This is a genomic window from Borreliella carolinensis (assembly GCF_032595855.2).
Taxonomy (GTDB): Bacteria; Spirochaetota; Spirochaetia; order Borreliales; family Borreliaceae; genus Borreliella; species Borreliella carolinensis.
This window is the reverse complement of the sequence record NZ_CP132453.1, coordinates 540102-567030: the sequence shown is the minus strand read 5'-3', so window position 1 is coordinate 567030 and position 26929 is coordinate 540102. Positions and strand designations below refer to the sequence as shown.

The 26929-nt window shown below is 27.5% G+C and carries 24 protein-coding genes and 2 tRNA genes; 13 read left to right on the top strand and 13 right to left on the bottom strand.

Going from position 1 to position 26929, the window contains the following annotated elements:
- Positions 1-42: 42 nt before the first annotated feature.
- The 3 genes from QIA46_RS02760 to QIA46_RS02750 are packed head-to-tail and all read right to left on the bottom strand — an operon-like array spanning position 43 to position 3221.
- A complete protein-coding gene (locus QIA46_RS02760) occupies positions 43-912 on the bottom strand; it encodes a xanthine dehydrogenase family protein subunit M (protein ID WP_317268356.1) in 870 nt (289 codons plus the stop codon).
- The gene (locus QIA46_RS02755) at positions 905-1372 is read right to left on the bottom strand and encodes a hypothetical protein (RefSeq protein ID WP_317268355.1); all 468 of its coding nucleotides are present in this window, start codon (positions 1370-1372) and stop codon (positions 905-907) included. Before QIA46_RS02755 ends, QIA46_RS02760 begins: the two co-directional genes overlap by 8 nt.
- A complete protein-coding gene (locus QIA46_RS02750; RefSeq protein ID WP_317268354.1) occupies positions 1359-3221 on the bottom strand; it encodes a hypothetical protein in 1863 nt (620 codons plus the stop codon). The genes QIA46_RS02755 and QIA46_RS02750 overlap by 14 nt, the downstream gene beginning before the upstream one ends.
- 284 nt (positions 3222-3505) lie before the next feature.
- Between QIA46_RS02750 and QIA46_RS02745 the strand changes: the two genes are divergently transcribed.
- Positions 3506-4996 (top strand): hypothetical protein, encoded by a 1491-nt coding sequence (locus QIA46_RS02745; protein ID WP_317268353.1) that lies wholly within the window; start codon positions 3506-3508, stop codon positions 4994-4996.
- A 19-nt stretch (positions 4997-5015) separates the two neighbouring features.
- Here the strand turns inward: QIA46_RS02745 and ligA are convergent, their stop codons facing one another.
- Positions 5016-6998 carry an NAD-dependent DNA ligase LigA gene (gene ligA, locus QIA46_RS02740; RefSeq protein ID WP_317268352.1) on the bottom strand — a complete coding sequence of 661 codons (1983 nt, stop codon included), beginning with the start codon at positions 6996-6998 and terminating at the stop codon, positions 5016-5018.
- A 242-nt stretch (positions 6999-7240) separates the two neighbouring features.
- Here ligA and QIA46_RS02735 point away from each other — a divergent pair, with 242 nt between their 5' ends.
- From QIA46_RS02735 to QIA46_RS02710, 6 genes are read left to right on the top strand one after another with little or no spacing between them, the layout of a single operon-like run.
- Positions 7241-7621, top strand: coding sequence for a response regulator (locus tag QIA46_RS02735; protein WP_014023767.1), 381 nt, complete (start codon positions 7241-7243; stop codon positions 7619-7621).
- A gap of 8 nt (positions 7622-7629) precedes the next feature.
- Positions 7630-8049 (top strand): flagellar export chaperone FliS, encoded by a 420-nt coding sequence (locus QIA46_RS02730; protein WP_301341686.1) that lies wholly within the window; start codon positions 7630-7632, stop codon positions 8047-8049.
- Positions 8039-8437, top strand: coding sequence for a hypothetical protein (locus QIA46_RS02725; protein ID WP_301341685.1), 399 nt, complete (start codon positions 8039-8041; stop codon positions 8435-8437). The genes QIA46_RS02730 and QIA46_RS02725 overlap by 11 nt, the downstream gene beginning before the upstream one ends.
- Positions 8434-11160: a DNA polymerase I gene (polA, locus tag QIA46_RS02720; protein WP_317268351.1), complete on the top strand. Its 2727-nt coding sequence runs from the start codon at positions 8434-8436 to the stop codon at positions 11158-11160. Before QIA46_RS02725 ends, polA begins: the two co-directional genes overlap by 4 nt.
- The gene (coaE, locus tag QIA46_RS02715; RefSeq protein ID WP_317268350.1) at positions 11142-11759 is read left to right on the top strand and encodes a dephospho-CoA kinase; all 618 of its coding nucleotides are present in this window, start codon (positions 11142-11144) and stop codon (positions 11757-11759) included. The genes polA and coaE overlap by 19 nt, the downstream gene beginning before the upstream one ends.
- Positions 11743-12561: an SPOR domain-containing protein gene (locus tag QIA46_RS02710; RefSeq protein ID WP_317268349.1), complete on the top strand. Its 819-nt coding sequence runs from the start codon at positions 11743-11745 to the stop codon at positions 12559-12561. Before coaE ends, QIA46_RS02710 begins: the two co-directional genes overlap by 17 nt.
- Here QIA46_RS02710 and QIA46_RS02705 read toward each other — a convergent pair.
- From QIA46_RS02705 to QIA46_RS02685, 5 genes are all read right to left on the bottom strand, one after another.
- Positions 12544-13908, bottom strand: coding sequence for an FGGY-family carbohydrate kinase (locus QIA46_RS02705; RefSeq protein WP_317268348.1), 1365 nt, complete (start codon positions 13906-13908; stop codon positions 12544-12546). The genes QIA46_RS02710 and QIA46_RS02705 overlap by 18 nt on opposite strands.
- 3 nt (positions 13909-13911) lie before the next feature.
- Positions 13912-15132, bottom strand: a complete 1221-nt coding sequence (locus tag QIA46_RS02700) for a ribose-phosphate pyrophosphokinase (RefSeq protein WP_317268347.1) — start codon at positions 15130-15132, stop codon at positions 13912-13914.
- Between the two features lie 197 nt (positions 15133-15329).
- Entirely contained in the window at positions 15330-15980 is a 651-nt protein-coding gene (locus QIA46_RS02695) for a hypothetical protein (protein ID WP_301341679.1), read from the bottom strand.
- Between the two features lie 121 nt (positions 15981-16101).
- A complete protein-coding gene (locus QIA46_RS02690; RefSeq protein WP_317268346.1) occupies positions 16102-16629 on the bottom strand; it encodes a tetratricopeptide repeat protein in 528 nt (175 codons plus the stop codon).
- A 238-nt stretch (positions 16630-16867) separates the two neighbouring features.
- Positions 16868-17095, bottom strand: coding sequence for a KTSC domain-containing protein (locus QIA46_RS02685; RefSeq protein ID WP_014023757.1), 228 nt, complete (start codon positions 17093-17095; stop codon positions 16868-16870).
- A 306-nt stretch (positions 17096-17401) separates the two neighbouring features.
- Here QIA46_RS02685 and fusA point away from each other — a divergent pair, with 306 nt between their 5' ends.
- From fusA to QIA46_RS02655, 6 genes are all read left to right on the top strand, one after another.
- Positions 17402-19483 (top strand): elongation factor G, encoded by a 2082-nt coding sequence (gene fusA, locus QIA46_RS02680; protein WP_317268345.1) that lies wholly within the window; start codon positions 17402-17404, stop codon positions 19481-19483.
- A gap of 23 nt (positions 19484-19506) precedes the next feature.
- Complete coding sequence (locus QIA46_RS02675; protein WP_317268344.1) at positions 19507-20205, top strand: Bax inhibitor-1/YccA family protein; 699 nt, start codon at positions 19507-19509, stop codon at positions 20203-20205.
- Between the two features lie 65 nt (positions 20206-20270).
- Positions 20271-20627: a bactofilin family protein gene (locus tag QIA46_RS02670; RefSeq protein WP_317268343.1), complete on the top strand. Its 357-nt coding sequence runs from the start codon at positions 20271-20273 to the stop codon at positions 20625-20627.
- Entirely contained in the window at positions 20624-21268 is a 645-nt protein-coding gene (locus QIA46_RS02665; RefSeq protein ID WP_317268342.1) for a tetratricopeptide repeat protein, read from the top strand. Before QIA46_RS02670 ends, QIA46_RS02665 begins: the two co-directional genes overlap by 4 nt.
- Positions 21269-21316: 48 nt before the next feature.
- Positions 21317-21389 (top strand) — tRNA-Lys (locus QIA46_RS02660).
- Between the two features lie 108 nt (positions 21390-21497).
- Positions 21498-21570, top strand: a tRNA-Lys gene (locus QIA46_RS02655).
- Between the two features lie 163 nt (positions 21571-21733).
- On the opposite strand, the gene QIA46_RS02650 is transcribed toward QIA46_RS02655, so the two are convergent.
- From QIA46_RS02650 to QIA46_RS02635, 4 genes are read right to left on the bottom strand one after another with little or no spacing between them, the layout of a single operon-like run.
- Entirely contained in the window at positions 21734-24535 is a 2802-nt protein-coding gene (locus tag QIA46_RS02650; RefSeq protein ID WP_317268341.1) for a M16 family metallopeptidase, read from the bottom strand.
- Positions 24516-25289 carry a hypothetical protein gene (locus tag QIA46_RS02645; protein ID WP_317268340.1) on the bottom strand — a complete coding sequence of 258 codons (774 nt, stop codon included), beginning with the start codon at positions 25287-25289 and terminating at the stop codon, positions 24516-24518. Before QIA46_RS02645 ends, QIA46_RS02650 begins: the two co-directional genes overlap by 20 nt.
- 15 nt (positions 25290-25304) lie before the next feature.
- Positions 25305-26072: an exodeoxyribonuclease III gene (gene xth / locus QIA46_RS02640; RefSeq protein ID WP_317268339.1), complete on the bottom strand. Its 768-nt coding sequence runs from the start codon at positions 26070-26072 to the stop codon at positions 25305-25307.
- A gap of 20 nt (positions 26073-26092) precedes the next feature.
- Positions 26093-26851, bottom strand: a complete 759-nt coding sequence (locus QIA46_RS02635) for an MBL fold metallo-hydrolase (protein ID WP_317268338.1) — start codon at positions 26849-26851, stop codon at positions 26093-26095.
- Between the last annotated feature and the right edge of the window lie 78 nt (positions 26852-26929).

Genomic DNA, 26929 nt, shown 5'->3' with positions numbered 1-26929 from the left:
AATATAGCATACTAAAGATAGTAATTAAACTTATTCAAATAATTAAAAATTGAAACTCATTAATATGTCTAAATAAAAATTCTTTATTAACTTTAAATTTCTTTCTCCTATATTAAAATTTTTAAAATCTCTTATATTTTTATCCAACATTTTAAGAGAATTTTCTATCTCAGAAAATGAAAGCGGCAAAGATTTGTTTAAAAGCAAAACCTGAAAATCTTTTATGACTATCACCTTGTCATCATAAAATATTTTTAACAAAAAATCACTTATAATGTCTCTTTTTATGTTTAAAAGAATGCATATAAAAATAATATCCGCTTCTTCTAAAATATCAAAAGACAGGGTATTGAAAAATATTTTATGATAAAAACTTCTGTTCCATAAATTCATCATTGGAAATTTAAATTTAGTAACAAGAATAGTGCTTCGATTTGCAATATACTCAGCTCTATTTAAATTATAAGCACTAAAAACATAAGTTTTTTTGGTTAAAATATTTTTAAACTCAATTTGAGCATCAAGGCTTAACAGTAAAGGATAAATATCAAAAACGGTGTTTTTATAATAAAACCCATTTGCAAGGTTAATGCTATTTAAATATATTTTATCATTAAATTTTGAAATAAATTCATAAAACAAACTTGGAATATTTTTCTTACCAATCTGAAGTATCTCATTATAAGTAACACACGGCCCCATCTCAAGAAAATTACCCCTTAAAGACACCTTGTTAAATTTTTCAAAATTACCAACAATAAAAAAATTATCAACCAGAGTTTCTCTGTTAAACAAACTGGGATTTTTTTTAAAATCTAGCTCATTATAAATGATATAATTATTTAAATTTTTGTTAAATAAATTAGATAGTATATTAAAACTTTCAGGGTAATAAACCTTAACATTAGCCATTTTTTCTATACAATTCTTCAGCTTTCAAATAAAGAGATAAAAAAGTATTAACATCCATACAATTACATTTTAACGAATTTCTATAGCCTAAAATATCTGATTTGCTTACAATCTCGTTTTCCAAAAAATAATAAAACAGTAAAACATTAGATTCAAAACAATTGCTACAAAAATTAAAATCGTCTTCTAACAAAATCTTTTGCATATGCTTATAAAAACTTTTTTTCTTAAGTCCTTCAAGGGTAACTATACTCCGACCATTTAAAATAAAAGCAGGAATTAAATCTGAATAAACAAGTTTGAAATCCAATAAAACTAAAAAAAATCTGTTATTAACAATGTATTCCAAACTATCACTCTTGGCAAAAAAAATAGAATCCAAAAGATTTCTAGTCCCCAAAGAAAGACTGATCTTTTTTGAAATACTCTCTCCATTTAAATTGAAATTAATTAATGTCAATTTTTATGCTCCAACTATTTAAAATTTCTTCAAAATCAAGAGGGGTTCTGCTTGCATTAAAATCAAATACTTGAATCAAAGCAGTTCGAATTGCAGAAACAGAAACAATAAAAACACTTCTAAAAGAAAAAACAAACTCCCCATCTTCAATAAACTCTAAGCTTAAACAATCTTTAATATCACAACTTACATTAGCACGACAAAATACATAATCAACCGCTAACCCAAATATTGTACGAATCCTTTTGTTATTTAACTTAAGCTTGGAAAATTTGCCCTGCTCTACAAAAAAACTTGCATTACTAAAAACAGCACTAAGAGAATAAAATTCAAATTTAAGTTCAACAGAACACCCAAGCACACAATCATTAACATCGCTAATAGCTATTTTTTCTTTAACAATAACAGGATATTCATTTGAAAAATCTGCATCTATTAAAGAAGAAAAATTATCCTTAATGCTTAAAATTGCTTTTTCAATCAAATAAGGATCTTTAAAAAGAAGATTATAAAAATTAGCAGAATCTAATACGCTCTCGTCTATCAAAAAGTTTATACTGCTATAGGTCAAACCCAATGTTTTAGCCAAACTATTTTTCAAATAGTTGCTTAAATTGTTGTCAATAATGCTGTAGGGCAAAAATACATTTAATTCATCCTTATACAAGAAAGCAACAACATATTGCTCTTCATTTAAAAAATAAGTGTTTGAATTCAAATAAGCAAAACCAATTCCCCTTCGACTAGTATCAAAAATATTATAATCCTTATTAACACTTAAAACAGAAGATTTCTTTATTAAAGAATTTTTTATATCTAGTTTTTTAAAAATTTTTAAAAAACTACTATAATCGCCTTTAATCTGAGTAAGCAAATAACCTATTGGTTCACAAGAAATCGACAAAGCAAGATTATAAAAATTGGAATAAATAAAATTATAAACAGAAGTCTCAAATGCCAAAAGATTGTCATAAAAAAAAATGAAATCACTTTTATTATCAACAAAAAAAATTTCTAAAAACCCATCAAAAAACAAATTTTTGAAAACATTATTAATAAACTTAAAATAAAATTTATATAAAAAATTTAAAGGTCTATTTATTATGATTTCTAAAACAATCTTTGAAAGCTTATTATCTGCCAATAAACAATTAGAAACTGAAAAAGTTAAATTTAAATTGTCTAAAATTCCAAAATGTCTTTTGTAGTAAACAACATTAACCCTTTTATTAATCTTTTTTGAAATTACAATGCCTTGTAAAATTGCATTAAAAGAAATAGGAAAAATAGAGCTAGACCAGTAATTATTAAGAGAATTGATTTTTATTTTGTCTTTACTTACGCCAAAATTTTCACTAATAAAAAATTTTAAAAAAGAAAGATTGTCTACATTAGCATCAATAATTAAATTTTCAGAATCAAAAAATATTTTAACTAAAATAAAGTCGTCTGAAAAACTATTGTAATCACTAAATTCATAACAAGCATTCAAAACATTGCAAGTTTGAGATTCTTTCTTTGTAAATCCAGAAGAATAACTATTGCTCACATCACCAACTCTTAGATTAAAAAGAACACTTTTTTCCGCTTTTAGCAAATAATCCAAATTGTCTGAATATAAAACCAAAGGGATTTGACCTTTAAAGCTTATTTTATTATCAAAAAGTTTTAAATTAAATTCATTAGAATCAACAAAATCTCTAAACTTTAAAGTTATATTATCTTTATAACTGATGCTAAAAATTGAACTTACATGTTCATCTACAAAACTAAAATCTTCAATAAAAGAATCTTTAACATTGCAGCAAACTGGCAAAGCCCAAAATTCATGCGCATCCACATTTGTCAAACTCGCAAACCCCACTAAACAAAAAAATTAATTAAATTAGTAAAAACTTAACATTGCATAAATAAAAAAGGATTAAAAAATAAAATTTCAGAAACAGCTGATCTTACCAACATATACAACAAGCTTAAAAGCAACTTAATAAAAAATTCAATTAAAACTAATTTGAAATCAGCACTATTTGTCAATAAAAATAGCCTCGACGTTTATTTATCACTTTTGATATATAAACAAATTATGCTAACATTATAAATTATAGATGTTTTCTAAATAAAAACAAGGACCTTATGAATAAAACAAAAAATCAAAGCTTTAAATATTTTTTAATACTTCTATGTATATCATTATTTGGAGCTAATAATACAATAAGCTACTCTAGCATTGAAATTCCTCTAGAAGACTTAAGTGAAGAATTTAAAAGTGCTGAAAACAAAAGCGATCAAATAAATACCTCAAAACATTTAAACAAAAACATAGTTTCTTATAAAGACCCCAAAAAGGGTAAAGATCTGAAATTGCCAGAAAACATAAGAGATAAAAATCTGCCCAAAAAAAGAATGGACGAAAATGATCTAAAATCTGTAATTGAAAATTATGAAAATAAGATTAAAAATATAGAAAAGCTTTTAAAAAACAAAAATCAAAAAGCGTCGGAAAATGAAAATAAAAAAATAGAATCAATCGAAAAAAAAGCAAAAAAATATGAAATTTTAACCAATAAATTAAAAAACGAAATAGAAGAAATAAAAAAGCTCCTTAGCAAAAACACCAGACCCAAAAAAAATGAAAATTACGAAAAAATAAATATTGAAAACATTGAAGAAGAAGCTGATGATGATTTTGAAGAAAATTATGAATATAATGATGAAATAGAAGAAGTAAATGAAGACAATTACCCTTCTAATGAAGGAATAATAAACAATCTAAAAGAAAATCTTAATGAGAACGAAAAATATTACGCTATTAATGAAAAAAAAATCGAAGAACTTGAAGACAGAATCAACGATAATGAAAATACTATTTTGGATTTACAAAGAGAATTAAGAAATTTTAAAAAAAAAGATAGCTCAGATAAAAACTTAGAAGAAATTGAAGAAAACTTATCTTCAATAGGAAGAATAATAAATGATCTAAAAAGAAAAATCAGTGCAAATGAAGCAATAAACAAAGAAAATCAAAAAAAAATAAGAACTGATAAACACAAATTCAAAGAATTAGAAGATAAAATAAAAGAGAATGAAGAGACTATTTTAAAACTTCAAAAAGAATTAAACAATTTTAAAAAAAAAGAAATTTTTCAAAAACCTTTACACGAAGAAACTTTCATTCCAAGTATTACAAACAAAAATGATGACTTAGAAGAAAATAAGAAATTAGAAAAGGAATATTTAAAGCCCAAAGAAAAAAATGAAAGCCAAGATCTAGAAGAAAATACTAAAAGCACCCCAAAAACAACTATGATCAAAACAGCAGATTTTCAAATCTACCCCGACATATATCTTAATAACTATAAATTTAAAGAAAAAGGAGATCAATTTGCATTTAAAAAAGAAAACACATACTATATTGAAATAAATCCAACTACTAATTTAAATGAGGCTTTAAAAAATCATGAAATAATCTCAAAATATAAATTTGAAAAATATTTCATTAACCCTGCTCTAAAAAATAAAGAAGAATTTTTTAGAAACTTAATAGAAGTCAAAAATATTCACGAACTAGGAATTATGTATAAAAATCTAAAACCTGAATTTAAGCAAATAAAAATAATTAAATAAAAACAAACACTTTATCCAATTAATCTAAATAACTTTTTATGTCTTTAAAAGACATAATTTTTATATTTAAACTCAAAGCTTTTTTAAGCTTCGATCCGGCTTTTTCTCCCACAATAAGAAAATCTAAACTACTAGTCACGCAAGTGTTAAAAATTGCTCCTTTATTTTTTAACTTGTCAATAACAATAGACCTGGAATAACCATTAAAAGTTCCAGTAATGCAAAACTTTTTACCAACTAACGACTTATTTTCATCATCAATCGTAATAAACTCTTCCATTTTAAATTTCAAGTTTTCAAAAAATTTAAACTTATTAAGCATTATCGAATCATTAAAAGCTCCAATAATATTTAAAGCAATTTTTTCCCCTATGCCTTTAATTTTCAACAATGTTGAAAAAGCAAAATCTTTATCTTGGCAAAGCTTAAAAAGTTTTGAAAACGAATTTAAATTATTAAGAAATAACAACCTTATTGTGTTTTCTCCTAAATCTTTAATTCCCATGCTAAGAAGTAATTTGCTAAATGGCTTTTTTTTGCTAGATTCAATTGAATTTATCAAATTATTTATCTTTCTATCTTTAAACCCTTTAAATTTAAGAAGTTTATAAAAATCAAATGTATAAAGATCAATTTCTGAAGAAATAAATTTTTTCTCAAAAAGAAAAGAAATTATCTTGTCGGAAAACCCCTCAATATCCATACAATTTTTACTACAAAAATATTTTATTCTCTCGACTGCTACTGAGGGACAATTATTATTTGTACAAAAAAAATGTGCCCCCTCTTTTACTACAACGTTTTTACAAGATGGACAATTGTTAGGAACTTTGAAAAATCCTGTTGAAAATTTAGTTATCACCATTTCAACAGCAGGAATTACATCTCCTCTTCTTGAAACTTTAACAACATCACCAACATTCAAATCAATAGATGTTATATAATCTTGATTATGTAATGTTGCGCTAGTAATAAAAGCCCCAGAAACAAAAACTTTATCAATATTTGCAACAGGAGTAATTTTACCACTACGTCCAACCTGAACAACAATGCTATTTACCCTACTAACACCGGAAAGCGCTTCAAATTTGTAAGCCATTGCCCATTTAGGATGATGCGCAGTATACCCCAATCTTTCTCTTAAAGCAAAATCACTAACCTTAAGAACAACGCCATCTATTTCATATTCAAAAGAATCTCTTTTTTTTGCTATATCTGCTATATAATCTAAAACTTCGCCAATTGAACTTTTTTGATCAAAAAACCTAATCAGAGGATTTACTTTAAACCCCAATTTCTTAAGTCTTTCAGTAGCTAAATCATTGGTTTTAAACTCCAATCCAGCATTTAAAAAATCATAAATGAAAATATTTAAAGGGAAATTAGCAACTTCTCTACTATCAACCCTTCTAAGTATTCCCGAAGCCAAATTTCTAGAATTAGTATAAGGCTTTTCTAAAAATTTATTTATTTCTAAAAAATTTTCTTTAGTAATATAAACCTCACCCCTTAATACTAAATCAACCTTTTCATCAAGAAATAAAGGGATATACCTAATGGTTCTAATGTTTTTAGTAACGTCATTACCAAATTTTCCATTACCCCTAGTAAGAGCTTTTTCAAGAATCCCATCTTTATAATAAAGAACAATAGAACATCCATCAATCTTTGGTTCAACAGAAATATTAAAAGAATTGCTAAAATCAATCTTATCTATCCATGATTTTAGCAAATTAAGATCATAAACCTTATCAAGACTTAATATAGGAGCAGAATGTTCAACCTCTTTAAAGTCATTTAAAAGATCACTGCCAAATTTAAGAGTAGGAGAATCTAAGGTCTTATATTCGGGGTACTTACTTTCTAGCTCTTTAAGCCTTAAAATATGCTTATCATACACAAAATCTTCAACACTGGGCAAAGAGTCAACATAATACTCTTTATTCCACTTTCTAATCAACTTCTTAAGGTTTGCAATTTCTTGCTGTACTTTGTTGCTCATAGGGTAAAATTTAACATATCTTTTATTATTTTATCAAACAATTCTAACAAGCAAAAACGGACCTTACTATACAAACCATAAAATATCCCTCAAAATACATACTTATTTTACTTATGTTCAAATTAAAATGATCTTTAAAGAAAAATATCAATCAAAAAGACAATATTATAAAAATGTGAATTATATTTTAATTGTCGTTAAAGATATTTTAATATGTTAAAATGGATAAAAGGAGTGCTAGTTTGGAAGAAAGCAAAAAAGCTTTAATAGCTGATGATTCGCTTTTTATGAGAAAAAACCTAATAAAAATCTTAAGTCAATTGGGATTTAAAGAATTTTTAGAAGCCGAAGATGGCATTCAGGCTGTTAAAGAATTTGAAAAACAAAGCAATATTGATTTAATAACACTCGATATAACAATGATGGGAATGGATGGAATCACAGCTCTTGAGAGAATGTATGAAATTAATAAAAAATTGCTTAAAAAGGTTAATATATTAATGGTTACAGCTATTGGAAAGCAAGAATTAATACAAAAAGCTTTATCTCTTGGGGCTAGAGGATATATTACAAAACCCTTTAAAAAAGATCAAATAATAGAACAAATTAAACTTTTGGATTAGAGGAAATTTTGATAGCAAAAGAAAAAATATATAAACAAACACAAATAAACACATCAAATCCCCTCTCAATATTGATAATGCTTTATGAGAAAGCAATACAGGATTTAAACGTTGCAAAAGAGCTTATAAAAGATGGAAATTGGAAAAATGCAGTTAAAGCCAATGAAAAAATCTTTCATGCACAAGAAATCATTACTGAATTAATGTCAACTTTAAATTTTGAACAAGGTGGAAACATCTCTACAAACCTACTCTCAATATATTTATTTCTAAATAAAGAGCTAGAAAATGTTCTTTTAAAAAAAGAAATACATAAAATTGACAATGTTATAAAACAATTGCAAATATTAAACTTTACCTGGAAAGAGTTAAGAAAAAAAGAAAATAATGTTACTCACAACAAATTAGGAATCAATATTGTCGGCTAATGAAATTTTAAAGAAATATTTTAGCAATTTGTTATTAGAATTAAAAGAATTGAAATTAATACTAACAATAGAAAGTGATGAATTGCAAAAAGAAGAAATAAGAATATTAAATATAACCAATCCTAAAAAAGATTTGATCTTAGAATCAATCAAAAATTATTATAAAACAATAAATGCATGGTTGAAATCTAAAAACCAAAAATTGGATAATTTCGAATACTTGATAAAAGAAATTAATCTACTAAAAGAAGAAATATACATTAAATATCAAATTTGTTGTGAAATTTTACAACAAATTGCAAATGCAAAAAGAAAAATTCCAAAAATTAAAAAACATCAAAACCTTGCAGCAAACAATTTCCCTATAATGTTAGATATTAAAATATGAAAGAACTTTACCTAATTGACGCACTAAACATAATATTTAGAAATTATCACGTAATGAAAAATTATCCACTTTTAAACACACAAGGAGAAAATGTAAACGCATTTATTGGCTTTTTTAAAACATTATTTTTCATAATAAAAGAAAAAACCCCTGAGCATTTGATTATTACCTTTGACTCAGAGGTGCCAACCTTTAGAAAACAAAAATATCCAAGCTACAAAGCAACAAGAGATGCACCTCCAGATGATTTAATACCTCAAATCGGATGGATAAAAGAAGGCCTTTTAAAGGCAAAAATACCAATCTTTGAAATTGAAGGCTACGAAGCTGACGATCTTTTAGCTAGTTTTGCTAAAAAGGCTGCAAAGAATAACTATTTAACTTACATTATTTCTCCTGATAAAGACTTACTGCAAACAATGTCAGATTACATAAAAATACTTAAAATTGAAAACAACAGCTTTATTGAAATGGATAATGATTACGTAATAAAAAAATTTGGAGTAAATAGCTTCCAAATAAAAGATTATTTGGCTATTGTTGGAGACAGATCTGATAATATCCCCGGAATAAAAGGTATTGGCCCAAAAGGAGCAGCAAATTTATTAAGAGAATTTAAAACCTTAGAGGGAATATATTCAAATTTAGAACTAATAAATAAAAATCACCGAGAACTTTTAATCAAAGAAAAAGAAAATGCCTTTTTAAGCTACGAACTTGTAAGCCTTGAAGAAAATTTAAAAATTCCAGAAATTGAAAATTTCGCATTAAAAAATTTTAGTGAAAAGTTAATACCTTTGTTTGAAAAGCATTCAGCAATTGCTCTAATAAAAACTTATAAAAAAGATATCCTAAAACAAGAAAAAGAAAATGCAAACCAAAAAAGCCTATTTAAACAAGACCCTATTACTAACAGCTTAGATGACATAAATACAATTGACACAGAAAATGTTAAATACCGCGCAATAACAACCAAAATAGAGCTTGACGATTTAATAGAAAACCTTAAAAAGGCTAAATACATATCAATAGACACAGAAACATCCTCGCTTGACACTTACACAGCAAAATTAATTGGAATTTCCATTTCATTTAAAGAATTTGAAGGTTACTATATTCCAATCGAAGCCAAAGGAAAAACTTACATAGAAAAAAATTATATAATACAAAAATTTGACAATCTCTTTAAGTCAAATCCAAAAATAATTGGTCAAAATTATAAATTTGACTATAAAATACTTAAAAATAATGGATTTAGCCCCATACCACCTTATTTTGATACAATGATTGCCGCATACCTTATCGACACAAACTCAAAAGTATCACTTGATTTTCTTGCAGAAAAATATTTAATGCATAAAAATATTAAATATGAAGATGTGATTCAAAAAAATGATAACTTCGCAAATATATCTTTAGAAATGGCAACAAGCTATTCATCTGAAGATGCTGACATTACATTTAGATTATTTAACATATTTACCAAAAAATTAAAAGAAGACAAACTTGACAATTTAATGCACGAAATAGAAATGCCTTTTAACAAGGTAATTATAGAAATGGAAGAAAATGGCATTTACCTTGATAAAGAATATTTAAAAGACTATGGAAAAGAACTTGGAAAAGAATTAGAACTAATCGAAAAAGAAATAATAAAAAGCATAGGAATTGATTTTAATCTAAATTCTCCAAAACAAATGCATGAAATTTTATTTGAAAAATTAAATCTAAAATTACCAGAAAAAATGAAAAAAGACTCAACTGATATAAAAGTGCTTGAATCTCTTAGAGGACAGCATGAATCAATTGAAAATCTAATAAAATACAGACAACTTGCAAAATTGAAAAGCACTTACACAGATAATTTGATAGAACTAATAAACTATAAAACAAACAGACTACACACAAGCTTCATACAAACAAAAACAGCAACTGGTAGAATCACAAGCATAAACCCCAACTTGCAAAACATACCAATAAAAGACGAAAAAGGGCGAAAAATAAGAAAAGCATTTAAACCAGAAAATGGAAATATTTTTATTTCAGCTGATTATTCTCAAATTGAGCTTGCTATACTTGCTCATTTATCACAAGATGAAGCCCTTATTAAAGCATTTGAAAGCAATAAAGACATTCATACAGAAACTGCTTCTAAGCTTTTCAAAATAGAGGAAAAAGAAATTACTCCTAACTTGAGAAGAATAGCAAAATCTATTAATTTTGGAATAATTTATAGAATGTCAGATTTTAGACTTGCAAAAGAACTAGGAATTACAAAAGAAGAGGCAAAAGGATTTATAAACTCTTACTTTGACTCTTATCCAAAAATCAAAGAATTTATAATAAATCAAATAAATTTCGTAAAAAATGCTGGATATAGCGAAACCATCTTAAAAAGAAGAAGATATATAAAAGAAATTAATAGCAATAATTATCTAGAAAGATCTGCCGCTGAAAGAATAGCAATAAATAGCACAATTCAAGGAAGTGCCGCCGACATCATGAAAATTGCAATGGTCAAAGTATTTAATGAATTTAAAAGTAACAAAATGAAATCAAAAATATTGCTACAAGTACACGATGAAATGCTCATCGAATCTCCTATTGAAGAAGAAAATGAGGTAAGGAAAATCTTAAAAATTATGATGGAAACTGCTTACACATTAAATCTGCCTTTAAAAGCAAATATTGAAACGGGTAAATCGTGGGGAGAAATCCATTAATAATTGGAGTGACAGGAAAAATTGCATCTGGCAAAGACACTGCTTCAAAAATAATTAGCAATAAATATGGATTTTACGAAATAAATGCAGACAAGCTTGGGCATTCAGTATTACATGAGAAAAAAGAAAAAATAGTTGAAATATTTGGTCAAAAAATATTAAATACTAAAAATGAAATAGACAAACTCTTACTAAGAAATCTTGTATTTAATGACAATAAAGAATTAAAAAAACTTGAAAGCATATCCCACCCAATCATACTCAGTAAAATAAAAAAAATCCTAATCCAAAATCAATCTAAAAAAATAATAATTAATGCTGCTTTACTTTTTAAAATAAATTTAGAAAAACTTTGCAACTATATAATTGTGCTTAAGACAAAGAATTCTATAATAAAAAACAGATTATCATATTCTATGCCAAACATTGACTCAAATATAATCAATAAAATACTCAAAATCCAAAAAGATATTTTTTTTAAAAAAAATATTATAAACTTAAAAATAATCAATATAATTAATAACAAGAATTATGCATATCTAGAAAAAGAAATTGAAAAAAAAATGCAGGAGATAATTAACTATGAAAGATTTGAATGAAAACAATGATAATAATAAAGGATTTTTTGTAGCATTAACCTCGATTGCAACAGTTTGTATCATAATATTTCTTGGGACAATTATTTTCTTTCCAAACAAAAATTTGGCCTCAGACATTGCAGAAAAAAATATTGTTTTAGAAGAAGATAAAGATCAAAACATCTTAGAAAACGTTGACCAAAATGAAAAATCTTTAAAGGTATCTGAAACTCAAAATGAAATAATCATAGATTTAACACAAGATCTAAATAAAGAAAAAAAACCTACAAACAAAAACCAAATACCTAACACTTTTCAGAAGTCAAAAACTATTGAAAAACCTCAACCCACAACAACTCAAAAAATGCCTAATGCTTCTCAAAAATCAAAAATTATTGAAAAATCTCAACCCACAACAACTCAAAAAATACCTAATACTCCTCAGAAATCAAAAATTATTGAAAAACTTCAACCCACAACAACTCAAAAAACACCTAATACTCCTCAGAAATCAAAACCTATTGAAAAATCTCAATCCATAGCCCAAAAAACTTTAAATATTGATAACATATATGATCCTAATACAGAATATTACATACAATTTGTATCACTCTCAGATCCAATCAATGCAGACAACTATATTCAAAAATTACTCAAATATAATATAGTTGCTAAAATATATTCTGCAACAGTAGATAATAAAGATATTTACAGAGTAAGATCTGGTCCTTATAAAACAAAATCAGAAGCAAAAGCAGACTTTAAAAAAATAGCGGGAATAGGCGAATTTAAAGAAACTTATATATTACCCGTTAACAAATAGACTATAATTATTAATATATTTTTGATATTTTTCTAAATATTCTTCATGAACCTCAATAATAGGCGAAACAACATGCTTAATCTTTGTAAGCTTTAAAAAAGAATCATTTAAGCTGCTAAATTCTCTTAAAGAATAGAATGCTTGAATTGCTCCCCCAATAATCTCTGAATGCTTAAAATCAAAAATCTTTAAATCTTTGCCAAGAATATTTGCTTTTATTTGATTTAAAAGCAAATTATCAGAATTAGATCCACTAACAAAAATACTCAAAATTTCTTTTTTACGGTCTTTTAGCTCTACCAATCTATTATAAAAAGCAAAACATACAAATTCAAGCATTGATAAACCAATCTCCAGCGGATTTTTAATACTACCAAAAATTCCTTTACCTAAATCTTTGCAAAGACAAGGATCTAAAATAAACAAATCATTAAAAAGTTTAATTTTGCTTGGATAAAAGTATACATTATTTAAAGTGGCACTTTTAACAATCTTTTTTAAGAGAGACTCAAAAGTTAAGCTTTTCTTATAAAAACTGTCTTTTAACAATTGAATCAAATATCCAAAAGGAACAATTCTCCCAATAATAAAAAACCCTTCTAAAAAATAAGGATATTCTAAAGAAAATTCTGGTAAATATGTGCTTGAAACAAAATTAAACCCCTCGCTTGTACCCATTCTATTTGACACAATTCCTTCCTTAAAAGCACCGCTTCCCACCAAAACATTCAAATAATCTGCTCCAGCATTAATTACACTAATTCCTCTATTTAGCCCAAATTCAATTCCTGCTTTGTAGGTTACAACACCAACATTTTCTCCCATTTTTATGAATGGAGGAAATTTGTTCTTATCAAGCCCATATTTTTTTATCTCTATATCATCCCAAATAAAAGGAATATACTCTATGCTTGGAAAACTTGTAAAAAGCTTTCCTGTAAGCAAATAAATAAAATACTCAAAACAAGAAACAAAATAGCTTATTTTAGGATATGTTCCTCTTTCAACCGTACTAAGTACGTAGGGCAAAAATACAGATTTTCCCTTAAAATAAGGCTTAATTTTAAGAGAATTCCAATGCAAAACTTCTAAAGGAATTAAATTTGAATTCAAAGCAATCAAACATGGTGAAATACCACTAACAGAAATGCAATCTATTTTATTAGGCTGAAAATTGGATATGGCTTTCTTAAAAGAAAAAAGCCATATATTAAAGTCAAAATTTTCGAAATCAACCTCAAAATAATCTGAATAACTAATATCAATATAACTTAAAACTCCACTTTCAGAACTAACTAACGCTGCCTTTAAAACACTAGTACCAATATCAATACTAAGAGCATTCATAAATTAACCCTTGGTAATCAATTTCTGAATATCATCCTTTCTATCAAGAATTTTTTGCAAACCAACTTTATTATAAATTGCAAATATTGCCTCTGCAAAAAGAGGCGCAACATTAGCCTCATGATACCAAGGTTTATTTATTAATTCATCATTATGGCAAACGGCATTCGTTCCAATTATTTTATAAAAATATCCTTCCTCATAAGCTTTATCAAAATATTTAATAGCATCTCCATTGAAAAACGGCAAACTAATCCCACATATAATCTTTTTAGCACCCATGCTTTTAAGCAATTTCATTGCCTTAATGAGAGTACCCCCAGTAGCTAACATATCATCGCTCATAAAAACATTCTTACCTTCAACATCTCCTAAAAGCTTAGTTACAGAAATATTTGAATCAACAACATCATTTGAAACTCTTGAATAATCTCTCTCCTTATAAAGTAAAGCAAGAGGACTCTTAAGACTTGATGCAAAAAATTTATTTCTACTTACAGCACCTGTATCGGGGGAAACAATGACTAAATTAGAATCTCTAATGTCTATTAAATCCTTAAGAGAATTAAAGATTTCATAAGAAACATTTAAATTTTCAAAATAAACTTTCCTAAATACATTTTCAATGGCCTTTGAGTGAATATCCAAGGTTAAAATATGTCTAATGCCCAACTCTTCTAAAAATCTTCCAATAAGACTTGCTGTTAAACATTCTCTTGAATGCTTTTTATCTTGCCTTGAATAGGGATAAGACGGAATAATAACACTAACAGAATTGGCTTTAGCCTGCATACAAGCATCTATTGTTGTCATTAAATTCATTATATGATCATTAACTGTCATAATTATTTTTTCATTACTGCTTATCTCAACTTCATAAGCATTAGCAACATCTTGAATAATAAAAATATCCTTATTTCTGATTGTCTTTAAAATTTCAGTTTTAAATTCACCATTAGCAAATTTAACAAATTTTACAGGAATTTCTAAAGGCTCTTTGCTTTTAAGAGTAGATAAACTTAGCCCCTCTAAAAAAGGAGATAAAACTTTTTCAATCTTAAAAATTTCTTCCTTTAAGGCTTTAGAATCTTGGCATATACTATCTACAATCTCATTTTCAATATTTATAAATATTCTGTCAAGCTCTTCTATTATTTTACTAGCAAAAACCCTACCCCCAGGACAAGCAATAATTCCTATTGATTTTTTTTTAAGTAAATTCACCAAGCTCCTCGTTCTTTTTTTTAAAATCTCAACAATCTTAATTTGACAATTAATAAAACTTACACACACAAAAACAACTAAAATTTTTTAAAGCAAGGTTATTTAAATATTTTAGCCTTAATAATAAAAAAATCGAAAAATCTTATTAATAAGAAACCCAAATATTATACATAATCCTAAAAACAAAATTAAATAAACTACACAATTCCAAATTCAAAACCTATTCCAAACTTGAAATCAGAAAATTTAGGATTTTTAATATTCCAAACATAGTAACCTTCAAGAATTAAAAAAGAGAATGAAAGTCTAGCACCAATATCCCAACCCATTGTTCCCAGTTCTGCCAAAACAGAATCTGCAGAAGAAGTTGCTATATTAATCTTAGGACCTGTGAAAAACGCTAAAGCTAAAACAAAAAAATCTAATTTTGTATAAAATCTCGGTGTTATCGCCATAATAAACGAGAAATTTTCATTTGCAGTTCCATCTGAACGCTTTATTGCTTTAAGAAGATTCATGTCAAACAAAAGTTCAAATCCAATAGAAACAAAATCATCAAATTTAGCACCAAATTGCGCGTAAGTTCCATATTTTATTCCAGCTTTAGCAATATTAGCTAAATCGGAAAAATTTTGAACTATCTCTTCTTTTTCAATTGGGGATAAATTTGAAGGCAAATTTTGCTTAAGTTTTGCATTAATCTCTAAAGCCTCATTGTAAAAGCTTGAAAAGGGACTAACGGGAAAAGCAACCCCACCACCAAAATTGAATTCAAAATTAGTTTCTGTAAAACCATTTACCACAATAATCCCAAAAAAACACAAAATTAAAACTTTAAGCCTAATCATATACAAACTCTCCTACAAAAATTTATGAAAAATAAAACAGGGTTTATATTACATACCTTATTATATAATAATTACCATAAAGATTACCACAAAGTAAAAAGTAAACATAAAAACTAAAAAATTAACTCTTAAGAACAGAAGACACTATTTCTTCCACACCACTTGGTATAGGATGATTTAGCTCTTTATATTTCGAGATATATTTTTTTGCATTTTTTTTGTCGCTCTTTAAATGATAAATGTAAAAAATATTAAATAGGGCCTCTTTATTTGCGGGTGCAAATTCTAAAGTTTTCAAATAATTAATCAAAGCATTGTCCAAATCATTTTTCTTAAATAGCAAATATCCCTTAAGATTAATTAACAAAATATTCTCTGGATCTTCTTTTATAATAGAATTAAGTTTCAGCTCAGCCTCTGCATATTTTTTCAAATTAATGCAAGCTAAAATAAAATTGTAACTTGAATCATCACCAGAATTAATATTAAATTTAATAGATTTTTCATAAAGCAAAACGGAAGTCTCATCATTACCAAGCTCTTCATTTAATTTAGCAAGCTTATAATATTCATCTGATATGTTTTGATATTCCTTAAAAATAGAGCTACAAGACAAAACAAAAGCACTAATAAACAATAATTTATACATAAAAAACTTACTTGAATCCTTAATACTATTTATACCATTTAAATTATTCAAAGCAGCAAAAACATTAAATCTAATAATCATCAAAATATAAAACTTAAATGCTGTTGAATCTTAAAATTAAATAAGCCGTCTTGATGATTATAAAACAAAATTTATCACTCTAACAGCTAGTCATAAACATAAATAAGCCCTCTTGCTTTAAAAGCAAAAGGGCTTTTAATACTATCTAAAAAACAAATTAAAGCTTTTCTTGGTCATATTTGTTAAATACATTTTCTGTTAAATATTTACCAACTGATCTTCTGTCCTCAACAAGTTTAGATATTGCACTAAAATGTCTTGGTTCAATCTTAAAATACTTATAAGCTCTTCCATCCTTAAAAAACACAGAAAGCTCAGACACAGAAGAATCATAACCTACCTGTGATATTTTACTCAATTCATTAGATATTGTTAAAGTTTCCAACTCAAATTCCTCCAAATAATTATCTTAGGAGTATAATAATAAAGTAAGAGTTAATTCACTAAATAAAAAATAAAAAGTTTTAATCAATAAAATCAAAATCTACTAAATGATATATTCCCTAATATAAGGATATACATTAATACAAATTTAATCAAGCAAACTGCCAAATATCATGCAAAATAGTTTAAACTTCCAAAGAATCTAATAATATAAAACGATATAAGATAGATTTTTAAAAAAAAATTTTGTAAAATTACTAAGATAGTTAATCTTCTATTCACATATCATCAGGAGGAACAAAGTCTAATGGACTACAATAAATTACGAAACATAGGTATCAGCGCACACATCGACTCAGGGAAAACTACTCTTACAGAACGCATTCTTTTTTATTGTAATAAAATTCATGCAATTCACGAAGTAAAGGGCAAAGATGGAGTTGGTGCAACAATGGACTCAATGGAACTTGAAAGAGAAAGAGGAATCACAATAGCATCAGCTGCAACTCACGTTGAATGGAAAGATTTTCCAATAAATATTATTGATACACCCGGACACGTAGATTTTACAATTGAAGTTGAAAGATCTCTTAGAGTGCTTGACGGAGCAATATTAGTTCTTGATTCTGTTGCAGGAGTTCAATCACAATCAATAACTGTTGATCGACAACTTAAAAGATATAGCGTGCCGCGCCTTGCATTTGTAAACAAGTGTGATAAAACCGGAGCAAATCCCTACAATGTAAAAGATCAACTTAAGTCAAAACTTGACTTAAACTCCGTTTTAATGCAAATCCCAATTGGATTAGAAGACAAACATATTGGAGTTATAGACCTTATATTAATGAAAGCCTACTATTTTGAAGGAAAAGATGGAACAGAAATAATAGAAAAAGAAATACCCTTAGATCTCTTAGAAGAAGCAAAAAGTAAACGAGAAATAATGCTTGACACTCTTGCCGACTTTAATGATGAACTTATGGAATTGCACATGGAAGGAAAAGATGTTCCTACCGAAATAATATACAATGCAACTAGAACAGGAACATTGGCTTTAAAATTGTGCCCTGTATTTATGGGATCTGCCTATAAAAACAAAGGAGTACAATTGCTCTTGGATGCTGTAACCAGATTTTTGCCATCCCCTCATGATATAAAAAACACCGCTCTTGACCTTAATAATAATGAAAAAGAAATCGATCTTAAAATTGATAACGACCTCCCAACTGTTGCTCTTGCATTTAAACTTGAAGACGGACAATACGGACAGTTAACCTATGTAAGAATCTATCAAGGAATTTTAAAAAAAGGACAAGAACTTATCAACTCAAGAACTTCTAAAAAATTCAAAGTCGGAAGACTTATCAGAATGCACGCTAATAATACAGAAGACATTGAATTTGGAGGAAGTGGTGACATTGTTGCTTTATTTGGAATAGAATGTGCATCAGGCGATACGTTTTGTGATCCATCTATCAACTATTCAATGACATCAATGTTTATTCCAGATCCAGTAATTTCTCTTTCTGTAAAACCGAAGGACAAAAAATCTGCTGATAATATGGCTAAAGCCCTTGGAAGATTCACAAAAGAAGATCCAACATTTAAAACTTATGTTGACATTGAATCAAACGAAACAATAATTCAAGGCATGGGAGAACTACATCTAGAAGTTTACATTGAAAGAATGAAAAGAGAGTTCAAGGCAGAAGTTGAAACCGGAATGCCACAAGTAGCCTATAGAGAAACGATTACAAGAAAAGCTGAATTTAACTATACTCACAAAAAGCAATCTGGAGGAGCTGGACAATTTGGACGAGTTGCGGGGTTTATGGAACCTCTTAACAAAGAAGGAGAAACATACGAATTTGTTAATCTAATAAAAGGGGGAGTAATTCCAACAGAATATATCCCATCATGTGACAAAGGATTCCAAAAAGCAATGGAAAAGGGAACACTCATTGGCTTTCCAATAGTTGACATAAAAATTACAATCAATGATGGCCAATATCACATTGTTGATTCATCTGATATTGCATTCCAATTAGCAGCAATTGGTGCTTTTAGAGAGGCTTATGAAAAAGCAAAGCCCACAATCCTTGAACCAATAATGAAAGTTACCCTTGAAGGACCCACCGAATTCCAAGGCAATATGTTTGGACTTTTAAACCAAAGAAGAGGAATAATAACAGGTTCGCTAGAAGATGGAAATTTTTCAAAAGTTGAGGCCGAAGTGCCTTTAAGCGAAATGTTTGGATTTTCAACAGTCCTTAGATCCTCTACCCAAGGAAAAGCAGAATTCTCAATGGAATTCTTAAAGTATGGAAAAGTTCCTAGCACCATATTTGATGAACTTCGCAAAAAATTTAACGATCAAAACAAATCTTAATAAAATAATAAGGAGGCTTTATTATGATCGATTTAACACAAGAAAAACAAGAAATACTAATAAAAAACAAGTTTTTAGCCAAAGTTTTCGGGCTTATGGCAATTGGACTTTTAATCTCAGCAATGTTTGCATATGCAACCTCAGAAAATCAAACAATCAAAGCAATAATATTATTAAATCCAATGTCATTTATGGCTATAATACTTATACAATTTGGACTTGTATATACAATAAGTGGTGCTCTTAATAAAATATCAAGCAATACTGCAACAGCTCTTTTCTTGCTCTACTCAGCACTAACAGGAGTAACATTATCTTCTATATTTATGATTTATACACAAGGATCAATAGTATTCACATTCGGAATTACTGCTGGAACATTTCTTGGAATGTCTGTTTACGGATACACTACAACAACAGATTTAACAAAAATGGGAAGCTATCTAATAATGGGCTTATGGGGAATCATTATTGCATCTCTTGTTAATATGTTTTTTAGAAGCTCAGGACTTAATTTCCTTATATCTATTTTGGGTGTAATCATATTTACGGGTCTAACAGCTTATGATGTTCAAAATATTTCTAAAATGGATAACATGCTGCAAGACGACACCGAAATAAAAAACAGATTGGCAGTTGTGGCCTCACTTAAACTTTATTTGGATTTTATAAATTTATTCTTATATCTTTTAAGATTTTTGGGACAAAGAAGAAACGACTAAAATCATAAAAAATTCAATCAAAAATGAATGCTTTAAGGTAAAAGCATTCATTTTTAGAGGGTTCAATGAGCATAGATAGCTTAGAATTCGAAGAAAGTAGTACTAAAAATGTAATTAAAAAAAATTTTGAGTTTGAGGGATATATTGAAAGCAATAAGCCAATAATAATAGAAGGAAAACTCAAAGGCTTAATAAATTCATCAAACTCAATCTATCTAAGAGAAAAAGCTGATGTTGAAGCTGACATAAAATGCCAACATTTACTAAATCATGGCAAAATAAAAGGAAATATTGAGGCTTTAAAAACAATTAAAATTTACAAAACCGGCAAGTTAATAGGAAACATTAAAACCAAAGAACTTTTTATTGATTCTGGAGCAATATTTAAAGGGAATTGTGAAATGGAGGATTTAGAAGAATGAAATTTTTTTTTCTATTGCAAATAACTTTAATTCTGTTATCCAATTCAAGCTTATTATTTGGACAATCGCAGTCTAAAGAAAAAGAAGACTCTCTTCTTCTATATAAAGAAGGAAAATTTAAAGATGCTATTTTAAACACGTTAGAAGAAATTCGATTAAATCCTAACAACTTAGATGCTAGAACAATATTAATATGGAGCTTAATAGCCATAGGAGAATACAAAAGAGCTGAAAAAGAGGCAATTATTGGGCTTGGTATTAAAAAATATGACATAAGAATTATTCAAGCACTAGGAGAAGCTTATTTTTTTCAAAAAAATTATGAAAATGCATTAAAATATTTTCAAGAATACATTAGCCTTGATTCTAAGGGAGCAAGAATAATAAAAGTTTATAATTTGATTGCAGATTCTTTCTATGAGCTAAAAAGATACAATGAAGCCGATTTTGCATACGAACATGCATTGCGATTTTTTCCCAATAACCAAAATATATTGATTAAATTAGCAAGATCAAGAATAAATGCAAAAAATAAAATATTAGCAGAAGAAGCGCTAATTAAACTTCTTACAATCTCTCCTAATAACCTAGAAGCAAAAAATTTACTAGAAGAATTAAAAAAAAGCAACAACAAACCTTGACATTCAATTTATAAAAACTTATTCTTATTGTTAGCAAATTAATAAACTGGGCTGCTAGCTCAAGTGGTAGAGCATCGGACTCTTAATCCGCTGGTTACAGGTTCAAGTCCTGTGCAGCTCAAATTGTTAAATACATTTTTGGTATAAATTATTAATTTTATGCCAATTTAACTTGACATTATTGGAAAATAAATATATTATTACTTTCAATGGTCATAAAATGACTTTTGGGCTCATAGCTCAGGTGGTAGAGCAGCGCCCTTTTAAGGCGTTTGTCGTAGGTTCGAGTCCTACTGAGCTCACTTTTGTCCTCTTCGTCTATCGGTTAGGACTCCAGGTTTTCATCCTGGCAAGAGGGGTTCGATTCCCCTAGAGGATGTCTTACTAATAAATAATGGATTAAAAAAACATTCTCGCTTTCTAATAAACCCCAGAAAACAAGAATGTTTTTTAATCAAACACAAACTATTCAGGTATTAATAATATCTCTGCTCTTTCATCAAGATTAATTTTCTTAAAAAATTCATTTATTAAATCTTTGTTTAAGTTTGCCTCTATAAACTTAACACCAAAATTATTTTTAAATACTCCATACCAGGATAATGACGACAATATATTTGAAATCCAATAATCATTTTTCTCTGAATTTATTTTTGTATTTTTAATATAATTCCTCTTAACATAAGAAAAATCTTTATCATTAAAATCTATTTTTTGCCTTTCGATCATATAGCGATTAATAGAATTTAAAACATTGTCAAGCTCCTTAGGCTCGGTAGTAAAAAAAATAGATAAAATACCATCGGAATCCATATTTTTCCTTAAATTGGAATCAAAAGAGGCTTGAATTGCATAAACACTAGACATTTTTTCTCTAATATTTTTTATAAGGCCATCTGTTAAAAGATCTGCTAAAGCATTTAAATTTAACGAGGTTTCTGCCAAATAATTAAATTTAAAAGGATAAACCACATAAGCAAATCCAGTTGTATTTTTTCCTTTCCTTACAACTATTTTATTGAAATTTTTACTGTAAGAGTACTCTAAATCTTTATACTCGTTTATTTCTTTAAAGTTAAGATTACCTAAATATTTCCTTGAATAAGCCTTTATTGTCTGAATATCTGAGTCTCCAGCAAATACAAACTTAAAATTATTTGCATAGGTAAACCTTTTCTTATAAAAAGATAAAATATTTTCTTTTGTAAGATACTGTAAATCACTATCTTTTATATCTTCAAATCTAGGATCATTATTGTTTAAAAATTTACCAATAGCTTTTTTAAAATGATAATTAGAGCTATTTTCATTGCTCTTTATTAATGCTTTTATGTTATTAATAGCATTTTGCAAAAAAACATCATCTATTTTGGGTTCCTTGAAAGTAAAATATATAAGCTGAAAAAGAGTTTCAAGATCTTTTTTATCTGAACTTCCAGCAATATATGATTCTTGGGCTCGAACACCAACATTTAAAGAAACAGCTTTATCTGATAAATATTTTTCAATCTGTAATGCAGAATAATCGCCGTATCCCGAACCAGATACTATTTTAGGCACAAAAGCTAAAACGGGAATAAGTTTTAAATCCTCATTGAGCAAACCTCCCCAAGAACTTGCACTAAAATCAATTACACCCTTTTTTTGATCATTATATTTAAAATAAACTTCAACCCCATTTTCAAGAACAAATGATGAAACTTCATTTTCAAACTCATTTTCTCTAATAATATCTTTATCATCTAAAGACTTCTCAAAAAATTTACCTTCAATTGAAGAATTCTCATAAGACTTTAATTCTCCTTTTAAAGCTATCTTTTGAAGATTGTCAATATCTTCAAAAGTCAAAACGGGATGTACTCCTCCACGGTAAGAATAAAAAATTGCACAATTTTTTACATCAAACTCTCTTTCTACAAGATTATTTATTGTCTTTAAATCAATTTTTTCCAGATATTGAACAGAAAGATCGCAATATTCATTCATATCAAATTTACTAGAACCATTAATAGCAATTTCTATCAAATCTTGAAAAATAGACCATGAATTTGTTTTATTTATATTCTTTTTCCTTAATTCTAAAGATTTTAAAAATTGAGATCTAACTTTTTCAAACTCACCTTGGGTAAATCCAAATTTTTTTATCCTTTCAAGCTCATAAAAAAAGTCTTGTATTCCTTCGTTCAAATGATCTGGATTAAAGTTTAAAGAAATCGATCTTGCAATAATAGTATTGTTATCTGACTTAAATGAAAAAAACTCTTTATTTGAAACATTTTTATAATGCTTTACCCCAGCAGCCTTTAATTCAGAAAATCTATTTTCGAAAAGAGCAGACAATAAAGACCTTTTAATATCATTTAAAACGTCATCTTTGGTCTTTATAAAGTTAATAATTTCCTTTTTAAAGAACATTAAATTGGGCTCTCCTACTTCCAAATCTTCTAAAAGTAAAAACTTATCTTTAAGCTCTACATCTAAATTTATTTTTACTTTTTTAATTTTATCGGTTGGATTTTCCCAAGAAATAAATTGCTTCTTTATTTTCTCTTCAATTTCTATAGGATCAATATCTCCCACCACAATAACACTTGCAAGTTCTGGCCTATACCATTTTCCATAAAATTTTTTAAAATCCTCTGACTTAAAAGACAAAATTTGCTCTTCAAGTCCAATAGGATTTCTAAATTCATAAAGACTCCCGCTTGTCAAAAACTTATACATTTTTTCATAAATTCTACTAGGATAAGTCTCGCCAAGCTTTTTTTCCTCAATAATAATATTTCGTTCCAAATCTATTTCTTCTTCCATGAAACTGATTTGAAAAGCCCAGTTTCTCAAAATATTTATAGATTCATCAATTTCATCTTTATTATTACCATCTGACAAATCAAGTCTATAATAAGTGAAATCAAAACTAGTAGCAGCATTAATGTCAGCACCAAATTGCATTCCAAATTTTTTAAGAACATCAACTATTGAATTCCCTGGATAATCTTTTGTACCATTAAAAGCCATATGCTCAAGATAGTGTGCTATTCCTCGCTCATTATCTTCTTCATTAAGAGAACCCACATTAAAAACAATCCCTATATTAACGGCACTCTTTGGGGTTTGATTTTTATAAATATAATACCTTAACCCATTAACAAGCTTTCCTTTTACTAAGCTTTGATCTAACTTTATGTCATTAGAAACACAAGAAAACAAAAAAAATAGAAAAGCACTTGTAAATTTACAATAACTTTTAATTTTTTGATAATTCATTTGCACTTCCCCTTATCGAATTTATTTTTTCAGAATAAATTTTATTCAATACTTTTAAAATAGATGAAAATCCAAAATCATTCCAATCTTTTAAGCTCTTTAGCTTAGAAACTGGAAATAGTTCATAAAATAAAAACAACAACTCTTCTTTGCTTAATTTTGGAATATCATTTAAGTAAACGTTTTTATTAAAATCTTCAAGATAAATAAAAGGATTTAAGCGCTTATCTAGAAGAAATTTATTTAAATTAGGCATTAAAATGCTTTTATTATAAATTTCAATAGTGGTATATTCGCTTGGAACATCATCATAAAAATCGTTATTCAAAAAAGAATCTAAAATAATAAATTTATTATCCTTATTAACACTTACGCTTCTACCATCTAAAGTTTTTAAAAGCCCATCCCTACTAATATGAACCAAAGTATTTAAATCTTTTGCGGCCTTAAAGATAAGCCTTGCATTATTATATTTCTTAGATTGTCTTAAATGCTTGTTGCTATCTACTGCTAATTTTTTGTCATTTTTTAATAACAAATTTATGTTTTTTTCTTTTAGCGCCTTATAAGCTAAGTCAATATACTCTAAAGCACAACTATTTGCTAAAACAAGTTGCTCTCTCTTTAATAAATTAATTAAAAATATTAATTCTTCCTTTTCAAGGCTGCGATAAAAATCAAAATCATTTAAATCAATGCCAAAACTAAAATTAACACTAAATATTAAATAAAAAATTGCAATGTTTTTTTTCAATCTAGTTTCCTCCCTTTAGCTAACTACATCAGACAACTCTAAAAAAACAGGACAATGATCGCTTCCCATTACTTCGTCTAAAATTAGAGATTTTTTAACATTTCTCTTAAAAAATTCATTAACAACAAAATAATCAATTCTCCAACCCATATTTCTCTCCCTAGCTCTTGTTCTATAGCTCCACCAAGTATAATAACCGGGCTCCTTATTAAATATCCTAAATGTATCCACATATCCTTTGTTTAAAAAGCTATCTAGCCAAGTAGTTTCTTCAATATAATATCCGGGAGAGTCTCTATTAGAATCAGGACTTACAAGGTCAATCTGAGTGTGAGCAATATTAAAATCACCACAAATTACTACATTTTTTCCACCATCCACAAGAGAATCTATAAGATTTTCAACATAAGATAAAAAATCAAGTTTATAAACAAGTCTTCTTCTTAAAGCTTGAGAATTGGGGAAATAACCATTGATTAACACAAAATCATCATAGTATGCTACAAGCCCCCTACCTTCATTATCAAAAATTTCTTTTCCAAGTAAATTTACAGCAATAGGCTTAACTTTAGAGTAAATACAAACACCACTATAACCTTTAATTTTTGACTTTGAAAAATAAGAATAATAATTTTCAAGAATTAAATCCTTTGGCAGCTGTTCTCTTAAGGCTTTAGTTTCTTGAACACACAAAATATCTGGAGTATATTCCTTGACAAACTCAAGAAAACCTTTCTTTAAAACAGCTCTAATTCCATTTACATTCCATGAAATTAATTTCATAAATCCTCTTTAAATTTAAATCAAATAAAAATCTTTAATCCATCATAAGCTAAATAAATATTGTCTTTTTCTAAATAATCAAATTCTTCATGCATTATATCGTGTGAAATATGCGTAAAATAAGAAATTTTGGGATTGATTTTTTTAATCTCACGAATGGCCTCTGAAAAATTTAAATGAGCCGGATGAGGCTTAATCCTCATAGCATCTATTATAAGTAGATCTAAATTTTTTAAATAATCATAAGACACTTCAGGAATAAATTTAACATCAGTAAGATACGCCAAATTGTCTATCCTATAACCTAAACTAATTATTTCTCCATGAATCAAAGGAATTGGTACTATCTTTAGACCTTTAAAAACAATAGGCTTAAAATCCTTAACTACATTAGGAATAATGTCGGCTTTCCCGCTTAAAGAAGGCTTGGATGTAAAATTGTGTGGGAAAGCATTCATTATGTGGATCATGGCAGTATCTCTGGCATAAATGTTTAAAGGGGCAGTTCGTGTATAAAACTTAATATCATCAAAACCCATAACATGATCATAATGTTCGTGGGTGTAAAGCACTAAATCAAGCTTATCTATATTCTCTCTTAAAAGTTGTTGTCTAATATCAGGACCTGTATCAATCAACAATTTGATGCCAGAAGCCTCAAGAAAAAAAGAACTTCTCAATCTTTTATTTTTGCTAAAACTCGAAGTACAGACTCTACAGTTACAATTTAACATAGGAACGCCACTTGAAGCACCAGTTCCCAAAAAGGTTCCAACCATATGTTACTACCTTTCGCCTGTAAAACATAATCTATTTTAACACAACATTTTATATTAAACAAAAATAAATTCTATTAA

Bases quoted from the DNA above. Each gene is read 5' to 3' on its own strand.
- ligA (WP_317268352.1), bottom strand. From the start codon at position 6,998: ATGAGCAACAAAGTACAGCAAGAAATTGCAAACCTTAAGAAGTTGATT.
- QIA46_RS02710 (WP_317268349.1), top strand. From the start codon at position 11,743: ATGAAAGATTTGAATGAAAACAATGATAATAATAAAGGATTTTTTGTA.
- QIA46_RS02705 (WP_317268348.1), bottom strand. From the start codon at position 13,908: ATGAATGCTCTTAGTATTGATATTGGTACTAGTGTTTTAAAGGCAGCG.
- QIA46_RS02665 (WP_317268342.1), top strand. From the start codon at position 20,624: ATGAAATTTTTTTTTCTATTGCAAATAACTTTAATTCTGTTATCCAAT.
- QIA46_RS02635 (WP_317268338.1), bottom strand. From the start codon at position 26,851: ATGGTTGGAACCTTTTTGGGAACTGGTGCTTCAAGTGGCGTTCCTATG.
- QIA46_RS02675 (WP_317268344.1), top strand. From the start codon at position 19,507: ATGATCGATTTAACACAAGAAAAACAAGAAATACTAATAAAAAACAAG.
- QIA46_RS02650 (WP_317268341.1), bottom strand. From the start codon at position 24,535: ATGAATTATCAAAAAATTAAAAGTTATTGTAAATTTACAAGTGCTTTT.
- xth (WP_317268339.1), bottom strand. From the start codon at position 26,072: ATGAAATTAATTTCATGGAATGTAAATGGAATTAGAGCTGTTTTAAAG.
- fusA (WP_317268345.1), top strand. From the start codon at position 17,402: ATGGACTACAATAAATTACGAAACATAGGTATCAGCGCACACATCGAC.
- QIA46_RS02760 (WP_317268356.1), bottom strand. From the start codon at position 912: ATGGCTAATGTTAAGGTTTATTACCCTGAAAGTTTTAATATACTATCT.
- QIA46_RS02745 (WP_317268353.1), top strand. From the start codon at position 3,506: ATGAATAAAACAAAAAATCAAAGCTTTAAATATTTTTTAATACTTCTA.
- polA (WP_317268351.1), top strand. From the start codon at position 8,434: ATGAAAGAACTTTACCTAATTGACGCACTAAACATAATATTTAGAAAT.
- QIA46_RS02670 (WP_317268343.1), top strand. From the start codon at position 20,271: ATGAGCATAGATAGCTTAGAATTCGAAGAAAGTAGTACTAAAAATGTA.
- QIA46_RS02690 (WP_317268346.1), bottom strand. From the start codon at position 16,629: ATGTATAAATTATTGTTTATTAGTGCTTTTGTTTTGTCTTGTAGCTCT.
- QIA46_RS02695 (WP_301341679.1), bottom strand. From the start codon at position 15,980: ATGATTAGGCTTAAAGTTTTAATTTTGTGTTTTTTTGGGATTATTGTG.